Source organism: Marinobacter excellens LAMA 842 (assembly GCF_001574445.1).
GTDB classification, from domain to species: domain Bacteria; phylum Pseudomonadota; class Gammaproteobacteria; order Pseudomonadales; family Oleiphilaceae; genus Marinobacter; species Marinobacter shengliensis.
This window is the reverse complement of record NZ_LOCO01000015.1, coordinates 22,762-45,326: the sequence shown is the minus strand read 5'-3', so window position 1 is coordinate 45,326 and position 22,565 is coordinate 22,762. Positions and strand designations below refer to the sequence as shown.

Genomic DNA, 22,565 nt, shown 5'->3' with positions numbered 1-22,565 from the left:
TATGGCATTAGTTCAACAGTCATCACCCCATGCCCGAAATGCCCGGCCGACATCCCGGGTTATGCTCTGGGTTATTCTGGCAGCCATACCCGGCCTGATTGCCCAGACCCTGTTTTTCGGCTGGGGTAACCTGATCAATGTGGTCTGGTGTATCGCCCTGGCCCTGGCGTCGGAAGCGGCGATCCTGAAGCTGCGCGGCAAGCCCATTTCGTTTTTCCTTAAAGACAATACCGCCGCGGTAACCGGACTGCTGCTCGGCTTGTCGCTGCCACAGTTTGCGCCCTGGTGGGTTTCCGCCATCGCGGTAATTTCCGCCATCGTCGTGGCTAAACAGCTCTACGGCGGGCTGGGTTCGAACCCATTCAATCCGGCCATGGTGGGCTATGCCCTGGCACTCATTTCCTTCCCGGTGGCAATGACCACCAATTGGTCCCAGGCGGCAACCTTATGGGGCGGCGCACCGGGTTTTGGTGAAACCCTGGCCACTATCTTCTCCGCCAGCCAGACCACCATCGATGCCTGGACCATGGCGACGCCACTGGACGAATACAAACACAAGATCGCCACCCACACCGCCGCCGAAGTGCTGCAGCACCCAACCTTTGGCGACCTGGTTGCCCGTGGCTGGGAATGGGTCAACCTGGCCTTTCTGGCTGGCGGCTTGTTACTGATCTGGCTCCGAATCATCACCTGGCATATACCCGTCGCTTTCCTGGCCGCCATCGTTGTGATGAGTCTGGCATTCGGTAGCAATGCCGACCTGTACGCACCATTGCAGCTTCACTTACTGGCCGGCGGCACCATGCTGGGTGCTTTCTTTATCGCCACCGACCCGGTCTCCGCCGCCACCAGTCACCAGGGCAAGCTGATCTATGGCGCCGGCATTGGCGTGCTGGTTTATCTGATTCGAACCTGGGGCAATTACCCCGATGCAATAGCCTTCAGTGTGCTGCTGATGAATTTCGCGGTGCCGTTTATCGACCACTACACCCCGCCCAGAACCTATGGTCATCACAAGGCCAAGCGTGGCGTGCCCAGCAAAAGTGGAGGTTAAGCGATGAATGCCATTACGACCTCTATCCGTCGCAGTGCCATCGGCCTTGGGCTGTTTGCCGTCATCACGGGTGGCACCATTGCCCTGACCCAGGGCATCACCAAAGACCGCATTCAGGAACAGGCCGAGCGGGCCGAAGCGCGCGCCCTGTTTGAGATTATCCCCGAACACCAGCACGACAACGATATGCTGCGCGATGTCATCACTCTGCCCGCCAATGCTCGCCAACCGGGCAGTGAACCGGTCAAAGCCTGGGTGGCCCGGCGCAATGGCCAGCCAATTGGCATGATCCTGCCAGCCGTTGCTCCGGATGGTTATTCCGGCGAAATCCGATTGCTGGTAGGCATTGATCTGGACGGCCGCATACTGGGTGTGCGGGTCACTAACCACCGGGAAACCCCGGGGCTCGGAGACCGTATTGAAACCCGGAAATCCGACTGGGTGTACAGTTTTGATGGTCGCTCGCTGGGCAGTCCGCCCGCCGAGCAGTGGAACGTAAAAAAGAACGGTGGTGTGTTTGACCAGTTTACCGGTGCCACCATCACGCCCCGGGCGGTGGTCAAAGCCGTACAGCATTCGCTGGTCTACTTCCACCAGAACCGGGATATTATCCGGGAGCGGCTGAACGAACCACCCGCGCCCAGAAACCGAACCCTGACTCCGGAAGCCATTGCCGGTGAATCCACTCCTGCGGAGCATTCCTGATCATGGCCACTAAATCATCCGCTGAAATCATCAGAGACGGCCTGTGGACCAATAACCCGGCCCTGGTTCAGGTGCTCGGCTTATGCCCGCTGCTGGCCGTAACCAGCACCGTGGTGAATGCCATTGGCCTCGGTATCGCCACGCTGATGGTTCTGATTGGCTCCAACCTGTCGGTCTCCATCATCCGTAACTTCGTCAACGAATCCGTCCGCCTTCCGGCGTTTGTGATGATCATTGCATCGTTTGTAACCTGTGCCGAATTGCTGATGCAGGCCTTCACCTACGAGCTTTACCAGATTCTTGGCATTTTCATTCCGCTGATCGTGACCAACTGCGCCATTCTCGGCCGTGCCGATGCCTTTGCATCCAAGAACCCGCCACTACCGGCCCTGCTGGACGGCGCGATGATGGGCCTCGGCTTTCTGGCGGTGCTGGTGGTACTGGGTGGAATGCGGGAACTCGTTGGCCAGGGCACCCTGTTCGCCGACATGCATCTTTTGCTGGGCCCCATGGCGAGTGATTGGGTGATCCGGCCCTTTGAACACTATCCGGATATGCTGTTTATGGTACTGCCGCCGGGGGCTTTCGTTGGTCTCGGCTTGCTGATTGCACTCAAGAACGGCATTGATCACCAGATCAAAGAGCGCCGGAAGGCGGCAGAGCCCGCGAGCACCAGCGCAGGCAGTAAACGGGTACGGGTAACCGGCACCATTTCCTGAACAATGAATTTTGAGCCACGATGAACAAACAGAAGCGAATTGAGATTTTCACCCGGCTACGGGACGAAAACCCCAATCCCACGACAGAGCTGAACTACAGTACGCCGTTTGAGCTGCTGATTGCCGTGATTCTGTCTGCTCAGGCAACGGACGTAGGGGTGAACAAGGCCACCGATAAACTGTATCCCGTCGCCAACACACCCGAGACCATCTACGCACTGGGCGTGGACGGCCTGAAGGAATACATCAAAACCATCGGTCTGTTTAACAGTAAAGCCGAGAATGTCATCAAAACCTGCAAGATTCTGATGGAGCAGCACAACAGTCAGGTACCGGACAATCGTGAGGCCCTGGAAGCCCTGCCCGGCGTTGGTCGTAAAACCGCCAACGTGGTTTTGAATACAGCATTCCGACAGCCTGCAATGGCGGTTGATACCCATATTTTCCGGGTTTCAAACCGCACCGGTATTGCGCCGGGCAAAAATGTGGTCGAAGTTGAGAAACGACTGATGAGGCTGGTGCCTAGAGAGTTTCTGATGGATGCCCACCATTGGCTGATTCTGCATGGCCGATACACCTGTACCGCCCGCAAGCCCAAGTGTGGGGCCTGTCTGATTGAAGATCTTTGCGAATTCAAGCAGAAACGGGACTACCAGTAATCCAACATTAAAAAAGCCGGCAAATGCCGGCTTTTTTGCAGGCAAACAGATTGCTTCAGCGTTTGCCCAGCATCTTCTCTTTCAGGTCTTTCTGAGCCGGCTTGTCAGACAGCCAGATACCAAACAAGGCTTTCTTGAACTCCAGGTCGCCCACGGTGTCGCGCTGTTCACCGTTTTTAAGCACCTGAACGCCCTGCTCCGGCACATAGACCAGATCGAAGACATCGCCTTCTTTGATCTCTTCCTGGAATACCGCCATGAACTGGTCTACCTCAGCCTGAATACCAGACAGGTCACCACCGGTGGACGCCTGGAATCCCTCCATAGTGGCTTCCGTCATGCGCTCGCTGGTGATCATGCCAGAGGTGATATGCAGGGTAATGGCCTGGGGCTCATCGGCATCAATAACCGCTTCAGCATCGGCCACTTTCTCCGGTACATAAAGGCCACCAACGTACAGATTCATAAACCACTTGGAGCGAGTTCCTGCGCCATTAAGCTGCAACTCCTGCCCCATGGCAGAATAGGTGTCCGGCACATCGACACCGCCAACATTCAGGGCATAAGCCGGTGCAGCCAAAGCGCCTGTCAGCAGCAGAGATGCGAAACCTGTGATAAGCGTCTTCTTCATAGTCCTTTCCTTTCGATCATTATTATTGAATGTTTCATTCGTCCCCGGATTCGACACCCTATTCCCGCCGGGAGACGACATTCTAACAATGAAAATTAGAGGCCTATCGCCACCTGGTTCTCAATTGCTGCCACATTTAACAAAAAAGCCAGCCATGTTGCCATGGCTGGCTTTTCCTTATCCCTGGCTCCGGGGCTATTTAAACAGCAAGCTACCAGACAAACCTTCTTTTTCCAGAATTTCCCTGAGACGCCGTAACGCCTCAACCTGGATCTGGCGCACTCGTTCACGGGTCAACCCGATTTCCTGGCCCACCTCTTCCAGGGTACTGATGGGGTAACCGCGCAACCCAAAACGGCGGGAAAGCACTTCCTGCTGTTTGTCGCTCAGCTGGTCAATCCACTTTTCCAGGCAGGAACACATGTTGTTGTCCTGAAGCAGATCCGCCGGGTCCAGAGCGCCCTCATCGGCGACGGTGTCCAACAGCGATTTGTCGCTGCCGGCACCAATCGGCGTGTCCATGGACGCCACGCGCTCATTCAGGCCGAGCATGCGCTTCACATCCGCCACCGGCTTGTCCACCATGCGTGCGATTTCCTCGGCGGTGGGCTCGTGGTCCAGCTTCTGGGTCAACTCCCGGGCTGCCCGAAGATAAAGGTTCAGCTCCTTGACCACGTGGATGGGCAGGCGGATGGTGCGGGTCTGGTTCATGATCGCCCGCTCGATGGTCTGGCGAATCCACCAAGTGGCGTAGGTTGAAAACCGGAAGCCCCGCTCCGGGTCAAATTTCTCAACGGCACGGATCAGGCCCAGGTTACCCTCTTCAATCAGGTCGAGCAGGGTCAGCCCACGATTCACATAGCGCCGGGCGATTTTCACAACCAGTCTCAGGTTGCTTTCGATCATGCGCTTGCGACCGGACTCTTCGCCTTTACGGGCGAGCCGCGCGAAGTAGACTTCTTCCTCAGGCGTGAGTAGTGGTGAGAAACCGATTTCATTGAGGTACAGCTGCGTAGCATCGAGCTGTTTCTGACTGGTGAAATACTTTCCCTGGGTGGGAAAATCGTCTTCCGCTTCTGCCACCGAGTCGTCTGCCGATGGTTTTTCAGGCTTATCTTCCGCTAACAGATGATCGTCTGCTTCATCCAGATCTGCAACACGATCAATAATGATGTCTTCTTGCTCTGCTGACATGGTTTACCCCGCCTCTCAATAATCCTGTTACGCCCGATACTTCTTGTTATTGCGGGCCTATTCCGGTTTGGTTTTCTTCAGGACATTAGCTTGTTGGCTGGCAATCACAGTTGCCGTTCTTGTTTTTTTTACTTTGCGGTTTTCAGTCAGGCCTTACCGGTAATCTGTTCAGAAATATCCAGTTTTCTGATCAATCAACGTCGTGGCAGGTATCTGGCAGGGTCAACCGGGTTGCCGTTCTTGCGAATCTCGAAATGCAACATCGGTTTGTCGGTGCCAGAACTTCCCAGTTCCGCGATTACCTGTCCGGCTTTTACATCCTCCCCTTCTTGCACCAAAATCTTGCGGTTGTGTGCGTATGCGCTCAGGTAGTGCTCGTTATGATTAACGATAATCAGGTTCCCGTAACCCAGCAACCCGTTACCGGCATACACCACACTTCCATTCGCCGCCGCCTTCACAGCATCACCGGGATTCCCGGCAATATCAATACCTTTATTGACTTTTCCTGACTCTGAAAAGTTTGCAATAACGGTGCCAGAGTGCGGCCAGTTCCAGCGGATGTCAGAAGCCACCTGGCCACCCGTGCGCGTCTGAGGCGCCGGGGCCGGTGCTCTGGCAGCCGGTTTGGAGGCTGTGGGCGCTGGTGCCCTCGTGCTGGTGCTGGGCCTGGGAGCAGGCGCGGATTGTCTGGGCGGAGGAGATGCCTGCGCGGTCTGGCGAATGGTGCCCTTCCTGTCGAGCCGGAGCACCTGCCCGGCTTTGATGTTCCAGGGTGGCGCCAGGCCATTGGCATCACCCAGCTCCCGATAGTCGCGACCATAACGCCAGGCAATGCCGTACAGGGTTTCCCCGGGTTTCACAACATGACTACCCCAATACACAGGGGGGTTGTAAAGGTCGTCGCCATAGATCGCGTTGGTGTTGCAGCCGGATAAGCCAAGCATTGCCAACAGCAACAGGACAGCAGATACCACAACGGGCAGGCCGGTGCGCCGCCGGCAGAACGCTTCCGTAGCAGGCGGCAGCCTGATAGGAAGAACAGCTTGAATGTGCCGGCTAAAGAGAATCACGTAATAACAAACGCCTGATTATGATAAATCTATCTAAGAAACTGATCACTTTCGATGCAATTTCTCATGTTTCAGGACTAACCTACTAATATATTGCACATTTTGTAATCAATTCCAAGTTACTCTGCGCACAGGTTTGTTACCGTCCGGAACGACATTTTGTGCGTCAGGTAACACTTTTATCGGTCAAGGCCCGACATTCTGGTGCCGTCGGGCCGATATCCGCCCAAACCATTCCAACGCAAGCACAACGACTAAACCCGCAATGGCCATGGCGATGGCCAGCATTATCTGCGGGTCCTGGCCATACAGGCTGGCCCAGGTTTCCGGGCCTACCGGAGCCTGGCTCACGGCCACCTGCTCACCAGCGCTATTGGTACGCCAACTCAGGGTTTTCTGCCACGGCCACACCTTGCTCAGCGCCCCCACCATAAAGCCCGTCAATAGCGCTAATACGGTGTCGTGAAAATGCCGGAACGCCAGGGTGATTACCCTGGCCACCGACAGCAGGCCGATCAGGCAGCCCGTGGCAAACAACCCCAGATGGATCAGTTCCACGGATTTTATTGCCGCCAGGACCGGTGCATACATACCGATGATCAACAACAGAAAGCTGCCGGAGATACCCGGCAGGATCATCGCACAGATAGCCAGTGCCCCCGCACCCAGGAAGGCAATGCCCGTTGGTGCCAGCTCACTGGCTGGCAACGTGGTTACCCACCAGGCAAACACAATACCGCAGGCCAAAGGAACCAACATTGCCGGCGTTGCCCGTCGAATCTGTTGCCCCACATGCCAGACAGACGCAACAATCAAGCCGAAAAAGAAGCTCCAGATCAACACCGGATGGCTCTCCAGGAGCCAGGTAATCAGCGAGGCCAGGCTGACAATACTGGTTAACACACCGGCCAGAAGGCACACCAGGAAGGTACCATCCACCGAGCGCCAGAAGCCGGCCACATCCCCTTTGAGCAGTTTCCGGACAAAGGCCACCGGTGTGGCGCTGATGGCTTCCAGCAGGCGGAAATAGATGCCCGTTATGAACGCAATGGTGCCGCCAGACACCCCCGGCACGATATCCGCAGCGCCCATGGCCATACCCCGCAGGAATACCGCGGCCGGGTGATGTGCGCGGTTTGTTTCGCTATCGGGCTTAGGCTGCATCAGCGAACAACCCCACCCAGCAAGGGTACAAAATGAACAGGCTCCAGTTCGCGCCGCTCAAAACGTTCCCCACGACGAATGATCTCCACCAGAACCTGCTGGTGCTCGCCAACCGGGGCGATCAGTACACCACCGTCGGCTAGCTGATCGAGCAATTCCTGTGGCACGTCTACCGGCGCAGCGGTCACGATAATGCCATCAAAAGGCCCCCGCTCGGGCCAGCCCATACCACCATCCGCATGCTTGAGCATGACATTGCGAATATTGAGCTGCCGCAGACGGTCCCGGGCTCGCTCCTGCAACGGGCGTATGCGTTCAACGCTGTAGATGTCATCGAACAACTGCGATAACACCGTGGTCTGATACCCGGAACCGGTGCCCAGCTCCAGCACCCGGGCCGGCTGATGCGCCAGCAGCAGCTCCGTCATGCGGGCAACAATGTAGGGCTGGGAGAGGGTCTGGCCATAGCCGATGGGTAGTGAGGTATCCTCGTAGGCGCGGTGGGCAAGGGCTTCGTCCAGGAAGATGTGCCGGGGTACCTGACCAATCACCTCCAGTACCCGGTCTGATTCAATGCCAGCTTCCCGTAACCGCTGCACCAGTCGCAGGCGGGTGCGCCTGGACGTCATACCGATCCCTTCAAGTTGAGCGATCACGATGTCGCCCCCCTGGCACCTTCCAAACCATCTACCCAGTCCCGCAGCCCCGGCAGTGCTTCGTAACGGGTCATATCAACGTGGACAGGGGTAATGGAAACATAACCCTCACGTACCGCATGAAAATCCGTGCCAGGCCCGGCATCGCCGCCGCGGCCTGCGGCACCGATCCAGTAGCGCTGCTTGCCTCGGGGACAAGTCATCGGAACCGCCCCTTCTGCCCTCTCCCGATGGCCCAGGCGAGTGACCTGGATACCGGAGAGTTCGTGCCAAGGCAGATCAGGAACGTTCACATTGAGGATTGAACGAGGCCCCAACGCCAGGGCCCGCTTGTCCTCCAGCAGCAAACGAACCACCCGTGCGGCGGTGTCATAATGGAAATGGCCATCGTTAACCAGTGATACGGCAATAGCCGGTAGCCCAAGGTGACGACCTTCAGTGGCCGCAGCTACCGTTCCGGAATAGATAATGTCGTCGCCCAGGTTGGCGTGGGTGTTGATACCGGACACGACTCGATCAAAAGGCTGATCGAACAGGCCGTTCACCGCCAGATGCACGCAATCGGTGGGCGTACCATCAACCGAGTGAAACCCGTTGGGGTGCTCTTCCACCGTCAGCGGGCGGCTTAACGTCAAGGCATTACTGGCTCCGCTGTGGTCACGGTCCGGCGCAACCACCTCCAACACACCAAGGCCCCCAAGGCCTTCAAACAGGGCCACAAGACCCGGCGAATGCACGCCATCATCATTGGACAACAAAATACGCACAGTGTTCTCCGCTAGCTTTCTTGCTTATTATCACGGCTGAGGCTCATGTCCTGCAGCTCAAAAATATCTCCCAGCACCGTGGTGGCATACTGCCCCGGTGGCAGGAAAAACTGTATCCGCAGGGCATTGTCATCCTGCCACTGCCAGTTCATTTGCTCAGGCCGGGTTACCAGGGCCCGACGCTCCGGTTTCATGCGGGTGCTGAGAAACAGCCGCTCAAACTCCGGGTGCTCTGACACCACTGCCCGCTCAAGCTCCGCCAATTCTCCAGTTGCCAGAGTGCCACCATCGCCCCACAGTGGCCCGGTAGGCTGGCCGTCTTCAGAGGGCTCTCCGGGCACACCGTTGAACCAGTTGCCCGCTTCAACCCGAGCAGCCAGGACTTCGTTAAACAACCAGGAACGTGCCGCCGAAAAGTACAATACGTTTTTCGAACCGCTTCCGCCACCGCCGCGACGGCCGCCTTTCTTCCGGTTCAATCGGGAAGGGTCAAGATTCACTGCCCGTTCCAGATTGCCGCCGCCAATGCCAAACCGCTGCGGCCCGAAATAATTTGGGGCTCCCCGCTCGCCAAGCAACGTCAGCGCCTGCTCAATGTCCACTCTATTGCCACTGACTTGCCTTAACACCAGATCAAATTCATTGCCCAGATGCTCGCCCCGGCGAAGCTTGCGTGCATGGCGGCCACTCGCCAACACTGGCCACCGGGCACCAATGGCTTGCAGCAGCGCAGCATCCTCGGATTCCCGGCCCGGGCAGTAGAGACTGAACCATTGCTTGGTAACCGCATGGCGATCCTTCAAACCACAAAAGCCCACCTCAAACGCCTTGCAACCCGCCAAGGCCGCCAACTCCCGGGCAACATACTCGGTATTGTCGCCAGACTTCTCAAGACGCACGCACAAGTGCTCACCGGCCCCTCCATGCACGGAACCTGGCAATTCAGAATCTGGCCAGAGTCTCTCCGTAACCCGGAAATCCTCAGGAACCGACTTTAATTGCGCCTTGCCCGGGCGCTTGCCCGAAGACGTGGGCCACTCAAGCCGCCAGCGGGGCCCACCGTTATCCTGACTCACATGGCCACCGGTTCGAGCAAACACACTGCCTGGCAGGCAATGCCCTCACCGCGCCCGGTAAAGCCAAGCTTCTCCGTGGTGGTGGCTTTCACACTCACCCGATTCACCGGCACCCCCAGATCCTCAGCAATATTGAGACGCATCGCCTCCACATGAGGTGCCATCTTCGGCGCCTGGGCAATAATCGTGGTATCCACATTCACCACAGCAAAGCCTTCCTCCAATACCCGCTGCATCACCCGACGCAACAGATCCCGGCTATCGGCCCCCGCCCACTCGTCGCTGGTGTCCGGAAAAAAATGCCCGATGTCACCCAGCGCCACCGCACCGAGCAGGGCATCCGCCAGTGCATGCAACAGCACATCGCCATCCGAATGGGCTTTCAAGCCATGACTATGGGGAATCTCAACACCACCCAGAATGACAGAACTGCCCTCACCAAAGGCATGGACATCAAAGCCCTGACCAATGCGCATCATCGTCTCCGAGAAAAACAGAAATAAACAAGAGGCGGGAAAACCCTACAGCCGACCCAGAATAAACTCGGCCAGCGCAAGGTCCGACGGCACCGTAACCTTCAGATTATCCGGCCGCCCTTCCACCAGAACAGGCATCTTACCGGAAAACTCCATCGCAGAGGACTCATCGGTAACCCCGTGACCACTTTCCAGACAGGATTCAAGAGCGGCCCTGAGCGCACCAAACCGAAACATCTGCGGCGTCAACGCCCGCCACAACCGACTCCGATCCACCGTCTGCGCCACCTCTGGCGGAACGCCGTCATCCGCCAGCTTCAAAGTATCCGCCACCGGCGCCGCCAAAAGCCCGCCAACAGGGTGGCCAGACAGCGTATCGATCAGGTTGGAAAGATCATCGGCATGCAAACACGGCCGAGCCGCATCATGCACCAGCACCCAATCGGAATCACCCGCCTGCTCCGCCAGCGCATGCAACGCCGAAAGCACCGAATCCGTCCGCTCCTTGCCACCAGTACAGGTCTGGATACGATCGTCTCTGGAGGATTCACTATCCGGCCACCAGTGATCCGCCGGACTCAACGGCACCATACAGCCCTTGAACGGCGCGTTATCCAGTAAACGGGAGAGCGTGATATCGAGGATAAAACGGTTATTGATCTTGAGGTACTGCTTGGGACATTCAGCTTTCATGCGCTGGCCGATGCCGGCGGCAGGAACAACAAGCCAAAGTTGAGGTTTCATAATCGGAAGGCCCGCACTGTGTCAGGAGAGCGCCGGGGAGTGTCTCTCCGGGAATTTCGAAGGCCATGGATGGCCTGAGAGAAGCGCACATGGGTGAGGCAAGCGTTAATGAAGCATAGCTTCATGCGCAGCCGAACGACAGCAATCTGCGATTGCTGGCCGGACCCGCTTGCGGGTGCTCGTAGCGTTTCCCGGAAAGGACACCCCCGGCGCTTCTAACTCCAGAACTAATTCTCGACGACCAGAAAGAATGTCTCGTCTTCGCGAATTAGCCCGAGATTCATGCGGGCACGCTCTTCCACCGCCCCCTGCTCGTTACGAAGATTCCGCACCTCCGCATAAAGCCGGTCATTACGCCCCGCCAACCCGGCATTCTCCGCCCGCTGCTCAGCAATCGCCTTCTCCAACGACCAAACCTGCGCAAAGCTACCCTCCCCGACCCACAGGCGAACCTGCAGCAGGAGAATCAGCACTACCAGAATGGCCCAAAGCGTTTTCATGCCAAATCAGCTCAGAAAATAACCAGATTTATCGAAAGAGTCGAAGGTCAAGTATAGACCTTATAGTAGATTAGCAACAAATTCTTGTAAGTCACTGTACAAAAAGGCCATCGTGTCCGAATTTTCATCCGGAACGCGATGGCCTTAACATTTTGTTACTTACCAGCGCGCGCTGGCAGACTCAAAAATGTCGCGGGTCTTAACCCTGACCCTTGATCTCGCTCAGGCCACGGTAAGGTGCCTTACCTTCCAGCGCCTCTTCAATACGCAGCAGCTGGTTGTACTTGGCAACCCGGTCTGAGCGGCACAGAGAACCGGTCTTGATCTGGCCGGCGCAGGTCGCAACCGCCAGGTCAGCAATGGTGGTGTCTTCCGTTTCACCGGAACGGTGAGAAATCACCGCCGTGTAGCCGGCGTCCTGAGCCATCTTGATGGCATCCAGAGTTTCAGACAGGCTACCGATCTGGTTGAACTTGATCAGGATGGAGTTACCAACGCCCTTCTCGATGCCCTGCTTCAGGATCTTGGTGTTGGTGACAAACAGATCATCACCAACCAGCTGCACCTTGCTGCCCAGCTTGTCAGTCAGGATCTTCCAGCCATCCCAATCGCTTTCGTCCATGCCATCCTCGATGGACACAATCGGATAACGCTCACACAGGCCTGCCAGGTAATCGGCGAAGCCTTCAGAATCAAAGCTCTTGCCTTCGCCAGACAGCTGATACTGACCGTCTTTGTAGAACTCGGAAGAGGCACAATCCAGCGCCAGGGTTACGTCTTTGCCCAGTTCATAGCCAGCGTCTTCAACAGCTTGCTTGATCGCAGCCAGGGCCGCTTCATTGGACGGCAGGTTCGGCGCAAAACCACCCTCGTCGCCCACCGCTGTGTTCAGGCCCTGAGACTTCAACACTTTCTTCAAGCTGTGGAAGATCTCGGCGCCGACACGCAGAGCCTCTGCAAAGCTCTTCACAGCAACCGGCTGAACCATGAACTCCTGGATGTCCACGTTGTTATCCGCGTGCTCACCACCGTTCAGGATGTTCATCATCGGTACCGGCATGGAGAATTCGCCGGGAGTGCCGTTGATATCAGCAATGTGCGCATACAGCGGCTTCTTCAGAGAAACAGCAGCCGCCTTGGCCGCTGCAAGGGAGACTGCCAGAATGGCGTTGGCGCCCAGGTTGGCCTTGTTCTCGGTGCCGTCCAGATCCAGCATAATCTGGTCCAGACCACGCTGATCCGCAGAATCTTTACCGACCAATGCATCACGAATCTTGCTGTTTACCGCATCAACCGCTTTCAGGACGCCCTTACCCAGATAACGAGAAGCATCACCATCACGCAGCTCCAACGCCTCGCGGGAACCGGTGGATGCACCAGAAGGCGCACAAGCGGTGCCGATGGTGCCGTCTTCCAGAATAACATCGGCTTCAACGGTAGGGTTGCCGCGGGAATCCAGAACCTCACGGGCTTTGATGTTGGCAATCTTGGTCATTCCAGTGAATCTCCGTTTGTTCAATATCTTAAAGGTTATAAATTAGTTTGATCGAGAGCGGGCGGGAATGGCTTTATGAAACTGTGCGGAGCCATGGATGGCGGAGCCCAAGCGTCACATGGACGTGCCGCAAGGAGCGTGTTTCATAAAGCCATCCCCGCCCGCTCGGTTCCCCCCAAGCAAACAAAAACGAACACCGCCAATCAGGCGGTGTCGATAGGTTTAAAACTTTTTACCAGGTCGTCTACAGCTTTCACCCGCTGCAGGAACGGCTCCAGCTGGCTCAGGCGCAAAGCGCACGGGCCGTCGCACATGGCCTTGTCCGGGTCCGGATGGGCCTCCAGGAACAAGCCTGCCAGGCCTTGAGACATACCCGCCAGCGCCAGGTCGGTAACCTGCGCACGCCGGCCACCAGCTGAGTCTGCTCGTCCACCGGGCATTTGCAACGAATGGGTCACATCGAACATCACCGGCACATTCATCGATTTCATGATGCCAAAGCCCAGCATGTCCACCACGAGGTTGTTATAACCGAAGCTGCTGCCGCGCTCGCACAGGATAACCTTGTCGTTGCCGGCTTCTTCACACTTGGTGATGATGTGCTTCATTTCCTGGGGCGCCAGGAACTGGGCTTTCTTGATGTTGATGACCGCGCCAGTTTTAGCCATGGCCACCACCAGATCGGTCTGGCGGCTCAGGAATGCCGGTAACTGGATGATGTCGCAGACTTCAGCTGCAGGCGCAGCCTGCTCCGGCTCGTGCACATCAGAGATGATCGGCACGCCGAACTTGCTTTTGATGTCCGCCAGGATCTGCAACCCCTTCTCAAGGCCGGGGCCCCGGAAGGAGTTGATGGACGAGCGGTTGGCCTTGTCGAAGGAAGCTTTGAAAACGTACGGGATGCCGAGGCGACCGCAAACATCCACGTACTTTTCAGCAACCTCAAAGGCAAGTTCCCGGGACTCAAGTACGTTCATACCACCGAACAATACGAACGGGTTGTCGTTGGCAACCTCAATGCCCGAGACGTTTACCTTTCTCTGCGCCATGCTCAGGATCCTTTCCGGTTGGCCAGTGCCGCCTCAACAAAGCCCTTGAACAGCGGGTGGCCGTCGCGCGGTGTTGAGGTGAATTCCGGGTGGAACTGGCATGCCACGAACCACGGATGTTCCGGCGCCTCAACGACTTCAACCAGTTTGCCATCTGCGGAACGACCAGAGATTTTCAGGCCGGCTTCCTCAAGGCTGGGCAGGAAGTGGTTGTTGACTTCATAGCGGTGGCGATGGCGCTCGCGGATGGTTTTCTTGCCATAGCAGGCAGCGATCGTGGAGCCGTCTGTCAGAATGCAGTCCTGGGCGCCCAGGCGCATGGTACCACCAAGGTCAGAGGCTTCGGTACGCGCTTCGGTAGCACCACTGGCATCCAGCCATTCGGTGATCAGCCCAACCACCGGCTCCGGGGTGTGCTCGCGGAATTCGGTACTGTGGGCGTCTTTCAGGCCGGCCACGTTGCGGGCGTATTCGATAACCGCCACTTGCATACCCAGGCAGATGCCCAGATACGGAACCTTGTTTTCACGGGCGTACTGAACGGTGCGGATCTTGCCTTCCACGCCCCGTTCGCCAAAACCGCCCGGCACCAGGATGGCATCGGCGGATTCCAGCACACGGGTGCCATCACGCTCGATGTCTTCGGAGTCAATGTAGTTGATATTGACCTTGGTGCGGGTCTTGATGCCGGCGTGCAGCAGGGATTCAATCAGCGACTTGTACGCATCCAGCAGCTCCATGTACTTGCCGACCATGGCAATGGTGACTTCCTGCTGCGGATTCATCAACGATTCCACAACGGCATCCCACTCGCCCAGATCTGCTTCACGGGCATCCAGGCCGAAGCGGTCGATGACCAGCTGGTCCAGGCCGTATTCGTGCAGCATGCGCGGAATGGCATAGATGGACTTGGCGTCCTGCATCGGGATAACCGCCCGCTCTTCCACGTTGGTGAACAAGGCAATCTTGCGACGGGAGCTGGCGTCCACTTCGTGCTCGGAGCGGCACAGCAGGATATCCGGCTGCAGGCCGATGGAGCGCATTTCTTTTACGGAATGCTGGGTCGGCTTGGTTTTGATCTCGCCGGCGGTCGCGATGTAAGGTACCAAAGTGAGGTGCATGAACAGCGCGCGCTGCGAACCTACTTCCACCTTCAGCTGACGACAGGCCTCCAGGAACGGCAGGGATTCGATATCCCCGACCGTGCCGCCCACTTCAATCAGGGCCACATCGGAGCCGGCTGCGCCTTCCACCACACGGCGTTTGATTTCGTCGGTAATGTGCGGGATCACCTGCACGGTACCGCCAAGATAATCACCGCGACGCTCTTTACGGATAACTTCTTCGTACACCCGGCCGGTGGTGAAGTTATTGCGCTTGCTCATGGGGGTACGAATAAAGCGCTCGTAGTGGCCCAGGTCGAGGTCGGTTTCCGCGCCGTCTTCGGTGACAAAAACCTCACCGTGCTGGAACGGGCTCATGGTGCCGGGGTCCACGTTGATGTACGGGTCCAGCTTGAGAATAGTGACCTTCAGGCCGCGTGCCTCGAGGATGGCTGCCAGTGAGGCAGACGCAATACCTTTGCCTAATGAGGACACGACACCGCCGGTGACGAAAATATAACGCGTCATGCAGATTCCGTGATTATCTGGTTCGGTGAAGGAGGGAGATTGTTCATCTCAAGATGGGTCGCCAGACTACCAGAAAGCCCCCCTGTACTCAATCACAATCCCTCTCCACAATCAGCCGCCAACCGGTGGCAGGGGCGCCTCCCGAGTATTGTTCAGAACACCACAAATCGCCAATGGCAATCAGCTCACTGGCACCGGGTGTTTCGTGGTAAACCAGCGGCAGTAAAGCCCTCTCCCAGGGCGGCACTCCTTGTTCCTGCAACCAGGTTTTCAACGATCGAGAGTGTCCGCCCTCCTCAAAGCGAAGCCTTTCGCCGCCCTGCCTCGTAGATACCCGTATTGGCGGGGGCGCTGCTTCCGGTGTAGTGGCTGTTGGCGTGAGCCGTAGTGTCCAGGGGCCCCATTGCATTGGGCGGCCGGGATCAAGGCCAGCGGAGTGCGCCGGCACTTCCACGTTTGGCACCAGGTACAGGTAGCCCCGATATCGCCGCAAACTGAAACCATCACCACGAATCTCCGGCGTCCGGTCTTCGCCGGCCTGAACCAACTCCGCCAGCGACTGATCCCAATCTGCCAGGGCAGGCATTTTCAAACCCTGCCGGTGAATCCACCATCGAACCAGATTTCTCTGCTCCAACGGGCTCAGGGCCTGAATCGACGCCAGTCGGAGCTGACCTGAATCAGAACACATCTGCCACTGCAATTCCGCCAACCGATGATTGAGAATGTCGCTTTCGGCGCAGGCCCTGGCACTGTGCTCCACCCGTTTCAGCAGGCCCGGCCAGCGCTCCTTGAGCCCCGGCAGCACAGCGTGGCGCAGGTAATTGCGATCAAATGCCAGGCTGGTATTGCTGGGATCTTCCACCCAGGAGAGACCGACATCCCGGGCAACCTGCTCCAGCCGGTCACGGCTTACCGCCAGCCAGGGTCGAAACAGGGCTCCCTGGCCAAGACGGCGGCTTTCAGGCATGCCCGCCAGACCCGTTACACCGGTTCCCCGGAGCAAACGAAACAGCACCGTTTCGACCTGATCGTCTGCGTGGTGGGCCATCAACAACAGGTCGCCAGCCCCCAGTACCCGCCGAAACACGTCATATCGGGCCATCCTGGCCGCCTCCTCAAGACCACCGGAGCCAGACTCGCCCACTGAAACGTCCACACGCTCAACAAGGAGGGGAACCGCCAACCGCTCACAGAGCGACCGGCAGAACTGCTCAGTCTGCGAGTGATTGGGCTGGAGTTGGTGATTAATGTGCAGAGCACAGACATTGCGGTGACAGGCTGCCGCCACATACAACAACAAGCTGGAATCCAGGCCACCACTGAGGGCGACCAGGATGCGGGAGCTGTCAGGGAGTGAGCTGACCGGTCCGAGAAGATCCTCGGGCCAGCCAGATTCCCGGGCGGTGTTACCGCCCGCTTTCATATTTGGTAAGGCGCTCGTACCGGCGGGAAACCAATTCGTCCAGAGGTAACCGGCTCAGTTCCGCGACACCCTTGGCCAACCGGGCCTTCAGGGTTTCCGCCATTTTCTCCGGATTACGGTGAGCACCGCCCAGGGGCTCTTCAATCACATTGTCGGCAACACCCAGTTCTTTCAGGCGCTGGGCGGTGACACCCATGGCCTCGGCAGCCTGGGCTGCATACTCGGCGCTTTTCCAGAGAATGGAAGCGCAGCCTTCCGGCGAAATAACGGCATAGGTGGAGTACTGCAGCATATTCAGCTGATCACACACACCAATGGCCAGGGCACCACCGGAACCGCCCTCACCGATCACTGTAGAGATAATCGGCGTTTTCAACCGGGACATGACCGCCAGGTTGAAGGCAATGGCCTCACTCTGGCCACGCTCTTCGGCGCCGATACCAGGGTAGGCACCCGGCGTGTCAATGAAGGTGAGGATTGGCATCTTGAAACGCTCGGCCATTTCCATCAGGCGCAGGGCCTTGCGGTAACCTTCCGGGCGAGGCATGCCGAAGTTGCGCTTGACCTTGTCACGCACTTCGCGGCCTTTCTGATGGCCGATTACCATTACTGGCTTGTTGTCCAGCCGGGCTGTACCACCAACAATGGATAAATCGTCGGCGTAGCGGCGATCGCCGTGCAGCTCGTCGAAATCTTCGAAAATCAGATCAATGTAATCCTGGGTGTAGGGCCGGCGCGGGTGCCGGGCCAAACGGGCAACATCCCAGGACTGCAAATCAGAAAATATGCTTTCTGTCAGACTGACACTCTTCTTCTTCAACCGACTGATTTCATCGGTGATATTGATGTCGGTGTCGTTGCCCACCATGCGAAGCTCTTCAATCTTGGCTTCCAGGTCGGCGATCGGCTGTTCGAAATCAAGGTAATTAGGGTTCATGATGTTCCATCATTTGATTGCCAGGCAGGTTTCACCCCACCAAAACCAGAATTTGGGACAAAGATAGCAGTGCAACCGGCACAGCTAAAGCGGACATTGGTATTAATCATAGACCAGTTCCACGGACTTCTCGCCTACCAGGTGTCTGAGCTCGAACAACAGGTTGTCATCCGGCTGTACTCGCCAGGACTCACCCAGCTCAATGCGGGTTCTGGCCTCGGCACTGCTGTATTCAATCCACACCGGGCTGCCTTCGTTGCGGAACGGGCGCAGGGTATCGTCCAGTTTGTCCAGCAGCCCGTTTTGCAGTTGATCTGCGCGCAGCGCCAGCCGAATGCCCCGACTGAACTGCTGTCGGGCCGTGGCGACGTCCATCACTGAACTGACGCGCATTTTCATTTGCCCGGAGTAATCATCGTGGCTAACCTGCCCTTCGACAACGATCACCTGATCTGACTGCAACAGTTCCCGGTTCTCGAAAAACGCCTCGGAGAAAAGGGTCGCCTCAATACGAGCACTGCGGTCATCCAGTGTAATAAAGCACATAGTGGAACCCGTGCGGGTTTTCATGGTGCGCTGGGCAACCACCAGGCCAGCCACCCGCTGGGGTGACTTGTTGGGCTTCAGATCCGCGATGGAGTTACGGACAAAACGCCGGACTTCCCGCTCGTATTCATCAAACGGATGGCCCGTGAGATAGATACCAAGGGTATCCTTCTCGCCCTTCAGGCGTTCTTTTTCAGGCCACTCCCGCACATGGGCCACATCGGCGTAGGGGTCTTCACCCTCACCGCTGCTCTCCAGCATTTCGCCAAACATATCCATCATGCCGGCGGCATCGTTTCGGGATTGCTGGTCTGCCTGCTGCACAGCCTTGTCGATACTGGCCATCAGCTGCGCGCGCCCGGCACCCAGTTTATCCATGGCCCCGGCCCGGATCAGCGCCTCCATGGCACGCTTGTTGACCTTCTTCAGGTCAACCCGGCGGCAGAAATCGAAAATATCCTGGAACGGGCCGTCTTTGGCGGCCTCCACAATGCTATCAATCGGGCCCTCACCCAACCCTTTGATGGCGCCAAGACCATAAACAATCTGCCCGTCGTCATTGACGGTAAAGGTGTAAGCGGAACGACTGACGTCTGGCACCAGCAGGTCCAGCTTCATGTTCCGGCACTCTTCCACCAGCGTGACCACCTTATCGGTGTTCTGCATATCGGCGGTGAGTACCGCAGCCATGAATTCGGCCGGGTAGTGGGCCTTGAGCCACAAGGTCTGATACGACACCAGAGCATAGGCGGCGGAGTGGGATTTGTTGAAACCGTAGCCGGCGAACTTTTCCACCAGATCGAAGATGTTTTCCGCCAGGGTTTCATCGATGCCATTATTGGCACAACCCTCCAGGAAGAATGCCTTCTGCTTGGCCATCTCTTCCGGCTTTTTCTTACCCATGGCCCGGCGCAGCATGTCGGCGTTACCGAGGGTGTAGCCCGCCATCACCTGGGCAATCTGCATGACCTGCTCCTGGTAGAGGATAACCCCATAGGTGGGCTCCAATACCGGCTTCAGGCCTTCATACTGATAATCCGGGTGTGGGTAAGACAACGGCTGGCGGCCATGCTTACGGTCGATAAAGTCGTCTACCATGCCCGACTGCAACGGCCCCGGACGAAACAGGGCCACCAGGGCGATCATATCTTCCAGGGAATCCGGCTGCAGGCGCCGGATCAGATCTTTCATGCCGCGGGATTCCAGCTGGAAAACGGCGGTGGTTTCCGCCTTTTTGAGCAACTCGAAGGAGCGCTTGTCTTCCAGCGGGATGGTGGCAATGTCCAGTTCTGATTGACCCTGCGCCTGTCGGCGCGGGTTAATCATGTGCAAGGCCCACTTGATGATGGTCAGGGTCCGAAGACCCAGGAAGTCGAACTTCACCAGGCCCGCGTCTTCCACATCGCCTTTGTCAAACTGTGTGACCAGGCTGCCGCCTTCGTCGTCACAGTACAGGGGCGAGAAATCGGTAATCTTGGTGGGCGCAATCACCACGCCACCGGCATGCTTGCCGGCGTTACGGCAAACGCCCTCGAGTTTGAGGGCCATCTCCCAGATTTCCTGGGCTTCTTCGTCCTGCTCCAGAAACTCCTTGAGCTGGGGCTCCTGCTCGATAGCCTTGTTGAGCGTCATGCCCACTTCAAACGGAATCAGCTTGGACAGTTTGTCGGCCAGGCCGTAGGACTTGCCCTGTACCCGTGCCACATCCCGCACCACCGCCTTGGCGGCCATGGTACCGAAGGTAATGATCTGGGAAACCGCTTCCCGGCCGTATTTCTCAGCGGTGTATTCGATCACCCGGTCCCGGCCTTCCATGCAGAAATCGACGTCAAAGTCCGGCATGGAAACCCGTTCCGGGTTCAGGAACCGCTCGAACAGCAGGTCGTACTCCAGTGGGTCAAGATCCGTAATCAGCAGCGCGTAGGCCACCAGGGAACCGGCACCGGAACCCCGGCCGGGCCCTACCGGTACGCCGTTGTTCTTGGCCCATTTGATAAAGTCCATAACGATCAGGAAGTAGCCGGGGAAGCCCATCTGAATAATGATGTCCAGCTCGAACTTCAGTCGCTTGTAATATTCTTCCCGCTTCTGGTCATACTCCGGATCATCCTTGCTCAGGATGGTTTCCAGGCGCATCTCCAGACCTTCTTCGGACACATGCCGGAAGTACTCGTCCATGGTCATGCCATCGGGAATCGGGTAGTTCGGCAGGAAGTATTCGCCCATCCGGACCTTGACCGAACAGCGGCGGGCAATCTCGACCGTGTTTTCAACAGCCTCGGGGATGTCCGAAAACAGTTCGATCATCTCTTCGGCGCTGCGAAGATACTGCTGGTCGCTGAAGCGCCGGTCCCGACGAGGATCATCCAGTGTGCGGCTCTCACCGATACAGACCCGGGCCTCGTGGGCTTCGAAATCGTCCGCCGTCAGGAAGTGCACATCGTTGGTTGCCACCACTGGCAGACCCAATTCGGCCGCCAACTCAACGCTCAGGTGCAGACAATCCTCATCACCTGCCCGCTCGGTACGCTGCAGTTCCAGGTAGTAGCTGCCCGGATACAGATTCTTCCAGTACTGGGCCCGTTCCCGGGCGAGTTCCGGCTTGCCCGCCAGCAGGGCCTTGCCCACATCGCCCATTTTTGCGCCGGAAAGCGCAATCAGTCCCGCCGCGCGGGCTTCCAGCCAGGCCTTCCGGATAATCGGCTTGCCATAGCGCTGACCCTCGGTGTAGCCAAGGGAAATGATTTCGGTAAGGTGCAGATAGCCTTTCTCATCCCGCGCCAGCAAGGTGAGCCGGAATGGGTTTTCCGGCTCGTCCGGGTTTTCCAGCCAGAGATCGGCACCGATAATCGGCTTCACACCAGCACCCATAGCCGCCTTGTAGAAGCGCACCAGAGAGCACATATTGGATTGTTCGGTGAGACCCACCGCCGGCATGCCCAACTCGGCCACACGGCTGATCAGTGGTTTGACCCGTACCAGGCCATCCACCATAGAGTATTCAGAGTGTACGCGAAGATGTACGAACGTCTGTGCCATGGTCAGCTACCGATCAGTTGCATCAGATCTTCTTCGGTTTGGGGACCAAAGCGTGTTTCTATCAGTTTGCCCGCCGGGTCCACCACAAAGGTGGCGGGCAATGCCATCGGCGTTTTCCAGCCAAAATCGGGGCCCGGATCCTGGCCAAGCATGGTAAATTCGATACCCATTTTCTGGCCCAGGTCCACAAGTGCCGCGCCTTCAACACCGTCAAAATTGACGCCCAGCACCGAAATTCCCGGTGACTTGTCGAGGTGATTCAATTCAGGAATCTCCTCCAGGCAGGGCTTGCACCATTCGGCCCAGTAGTTAACCAGCACCCACTGGCCACGGTAACTGTCCCAGTCCACCGCCACACCATCGGCACGTTGCAACTCCGTTCTCTCGCAACCCGCCAGGGCCAGCACCATAATAACGGCTGGAATCAGCAGCAAGTGCCTGGGCCATTCAGAAACCTTGGGACGGGGAACGGACGGGTACCGAGGGTACTGCAAGGTAAATCCTCCTGTTAGACTACGGCCCTCATTAAAGACCGTACTCATCACTGTTAACCGGGCATGACCATGACAGAACCAACCCGCATTTTCCATAACCCACGGTGTTCAAAATCACGCCAGACCCTTGAGCTGCTTCAGCAAAAGGGTGTCGAGCCGGAGATTATACGCTACCTCGAGACACCACCGACAGAGCAGGAACTGTTACGCATTCTTGATCTTCTGGGTTGTGAACCCCGCCAGCTGATGCGTACCAAGGAATCCGAGTACATAGAACTTGGCCTGAACGCCCCGGAACTGACCCGGGAAGAGCTGGTCAAGGCCATGGTAAATACCCCGAAACTGATCGAACGCCCTATCGTTCTGGCCAATGGAAAGGCAGCCCTCGGGCGTCCGCCAGAGAAGGTACTGGATATTCTTTGAGCTACCCCCTTGGAGCAGACATGAGCAACGCTACACCGTACGTTCTTGTGCTTTACTATAGCCGGAACGGCCAGACCGCTGAGATGGCCAACCAGATTGGCCGCGGC

Annotated in this window: 22 protein-coding genes; 5 read left to right on the top strand and 17 right to left on the bottom strand. The window is 57.4% G+C overall.

The annotated features are described in order from the left end of the window. Position 1: 1 nt before the first annotated feature. Genes rsxD through nth form a run of 4 tightly spaced genes read left to right on the top strand, consistent with a single transcriptional unit; the run spans position 2 to position 3,137 of the window. Complete coding sequence (gene rsxD, locus J122_RS12990; protein WP_061332674.1) at positions 2-1,054, top strand: electron transport complex subunit RsxD; 1,053 nt, start codon at positions 2-4, stop codon at positions 1,052-1,054. A 3-nt stretch (positions 1,055-1,057) separates the two neighbouring features. Beyond that, positions 1,058-1,759, top strand: coding sequence for an electron transport complex subunit RsxG (gene rsxG, locus J122_RS12985; protein WP_061332673.1), 702 nt, complete (start codon positions 1,058-1,060; stop codon positions 1,757-1,759). A 2-nt stretch (positions 1,760-1,761) separates the two neighbouring features. After that, entirely contained in the window at positions 1,762-2,478 is a 717-nt protein-coding gene (locus J122_RS12980; protein ID WP_061332672.1) for an electron transport complex subunit E, read from the top strand. A 20-nt stretch (positions 2,479-2,498) separates the two neighbouring features. Beyond that, on the top strand, positions 2,499-3,137 hold the full coding sequence (nth, locus tag J122_RS12975; RefSeq protein WP_061332671.1) for an endonuclease III: 639 nt from the start codon (positions 2,499-2,501) through the stop codon (positions 3,135-3,137). A gap of 55 nt (positions 3,138-3,192) precedes the next feature. On the opposite strand, the gene J122_RS12970 is transcribed toward nth, so the two are convergent. From J122_RS12970 to J122_RS12890, 17 genes are all read right to left on the bottom strand, one after another. After that, positions 3,193-3,768 (bottom strand): chalcone isomerase family protein, encoded by a 576-nt coding sequence (locus J122_RS12970; RefSeq protein ID WP_058090333.1) that lies wholly within the window; start codon positions 3,766-3,768, stop codon positions 3,193-3,195. A gap of 195 nt (positions 3,769-3,963) precedes the next feature. Continuing rightward, on the bottom strand, positions 3,964-4,962 hold the full coding sequence (gene rpoS, locus J122_RS12965) for an RNA polymerase sigma factor RpoS (protein ID WP_061332670.1): 999 nt from the start codon (positions 4,960-4,962) through the stop codon (positions 3,964-3,966). Between the two features lie 194 nt (positions 4,963-5,156). Next, positions 5,157-5,909 carry a peptidoglycan DD-metalloendopeptidase family protein gene (locus J122_RS12960; protein ID WP_082780594.1) on the bottom strand — a complete coding sequence of 251 codons (753 nt, stop codon included), beginning with the start codon at positions 5,907-5,909 and terminating at the stop codon, positions 5,157-5,159. A 312-nt stretch (positions 5,910-6,221) separates the two neighbouring features. Further along, the gene (locus J122_RS12955) at positions 6,222-7,199 is read right to left on the bottom strand and encodes a DUF368 domain-containing protein (RefSeq protein WP_061332669.1); all 978 of its coding nucleotides are present in this window, start codon (positions 7,197-7,199) and stop codon (positions 6,222-6,224) included. After that, positions 7,199-7,855: a protein-L-isoaspartate(D-aspartate) O-methyltransferase gene (locus J122_RS12950; protein WP_061332668.1), complete on the bottom strand. Its 657-nt coding sequence runs from the start codon at positions 7,853-7,855 to the stop codon at positions 7,199-7,201. The genes J122_RS12955 and J122_RS12950 overlap by 1 nt, the downstream gene beginning before the upstream one ends. Beyond that, positions 7,852-8,622, bottom strand: a complete 771-nt coding sequence (gene surE, locus J122_RS12945; RefSeq protein WP_061332667.1) for a 5'/3'-nucleotidase SurE — start codon at positions 8,620-8,622, stop codon at positions 7,852-7,854. The genes J122_RS12950 and surE overlap by 4 nt, the downstream gene beginning before the upstream one ends. Before the next feature lie 11 nt (positions 8,623-8,633). Further along, entirely contained in the window at positions 8,634-9,698 is a 1,065-nt protein-coding gene (truD, locus tag J122_RS12940; RefSeq protein ID WP_061332666.1) for a tRNA pseudouridine(13) synthase TruD, read from the bottom strand. Next, positions 9,695-10,174, bottom strand: a complete 480-nt coding sequence (ispF, locus tag J122_RS12935) for a 2-C-methyl-D-erythritol 2,4-cyclodiphosphate synthase (RefSeq protein WP_061332665.1) — start codon at positions 10,172-10,174, stop codon at positions 9,695-9,697. Before ispF ends, truD begins: the two co-directional genes overlap by 4 nt. A 45-nt stretch (positions 10,175-10,219) precedes the next feature. Next, positions 10,220-10,918: a 2-C-methyl-D-erythritol 4-phosphate cytidylyltransferase gene (gene ispD, locus J122_RS12930; protein ID WP_061332664.1), complete on the bottom strand. Its 699-nt coding sequence runs from the start codon at positions 10,916-10,918 to the stop codon at positions 10,220-10,222. Between the two features lie 227 nt (positions 10,919-11,145). After that, the gene (locus J122_RS12925) at positions 11,146-11,418 is read right to left on the bottom strand and encodes a septum formation initiator family protein (RefSeq protein WP_022990067.1); all 273 of its coding nucleotides are present in this window, start codon (positions 11,416-11,418) and stop codon (positions 11,146-11,148) included. Positions 11,419-11,617: 199 nt separating this feature from the next. After that, complete coding sequence (gene eno / locus J122_RS12920; protein ID WP_022990066.1) at positions 11,618-12,913, bottom strand: phosphopyruvate hydratase; 1,296 nt, start codon at positions 12,911-12,913, stop codon at positions 11,618-11,620. Between the two features lie 203 nt (positions 12,914-13,116). Beyond that, entirely contained in the window at positions 13,117-13,962 is an 846-nt protein-coding gene (gene kdsA / locus J122_RS12915) for a 3-deoxy-8-phosphooctulonate synthase (protein WP_061332663.1), read from the bottom strand. Positions 13,963-13,964: 2 nt separating this feature from the next. Further along, on the bottom strand, positions 13,965-15,593 hold the full coding sequence (locus J122_RS12910; protein WP_061332662.1) for a CTP synthase: 1,629 nt from the start codon (positions 15,591-15,593) through the stop codon (positions 13,965-13,967). 88 nt (positions 15,594-15,681) lie between these two features. Then, entirely contained in the window at positions 15,682-17,019 is a 1,338-nt protein-coding gene (gene tilS, locus J122_RS12905) for a tRNA lysidine(34) synthetase TilS (RefSeq protein WP_061332661.1), read from the bottom strand. Continuing rightward, the gene (gene accA, locus J122_RS12900) at positions 17,003-17,956 is read right to left on the bottom strand and encodes an acetyl-CoA carboxylase carboxyl transferase subunit alpha (protein ID WP_061332660.1); all 954 of its coding nucleotides are present in this window, start codon (positions 17,954-17,956) and stop codon (positions 17,003-17,005) included. Before accA ends, tilS begins: the two co-directional genes overlap by 17 nt. Positions 17,957-18,058: 102 nt before the next feature. Then, entirely contained in the window at positions 18,059-21,541 is a 3,483-nt protein-coding gene (gene dnaE / locus J122_RS12895; protein WP_061332659.1) for a DNA polymerase III subunit alpha, read from the bottom strand. Between the two features lie 2 nt (positions 21,542-21,543). Then, a complete protein-coding gene (locus J122_RS12890) occupies positions 21,544-22,035 on the bottom strand; it encodes a TlpA family protein disulfide reductase (RefSeq protein ID WP_227510201.1) in 492 nt (163 codons plus the stop codon). A 69-nt stretch (positions 22,036-22,104) separates the two neighbouring features. Here J122_RS12890 and arsC point away from each other — a divergent pair, with 69 nt between their 5' ends. Then, positions 22,105-22,458 carry an arsenate reductase (glutaredoxin) gene (arsC, locus tag J122_RS12885; RefSeq protein ID WP_061332658.1) on the top strand — a complete coding sequence of 118 codons (354 nt, stop codon included), beginning with the start codon at positions 22,105-22,107 and terminating at the stop codon, positions 22,456-22,458. Positions 22,459-22,565 lie beyond the last annotated feature (107 nt).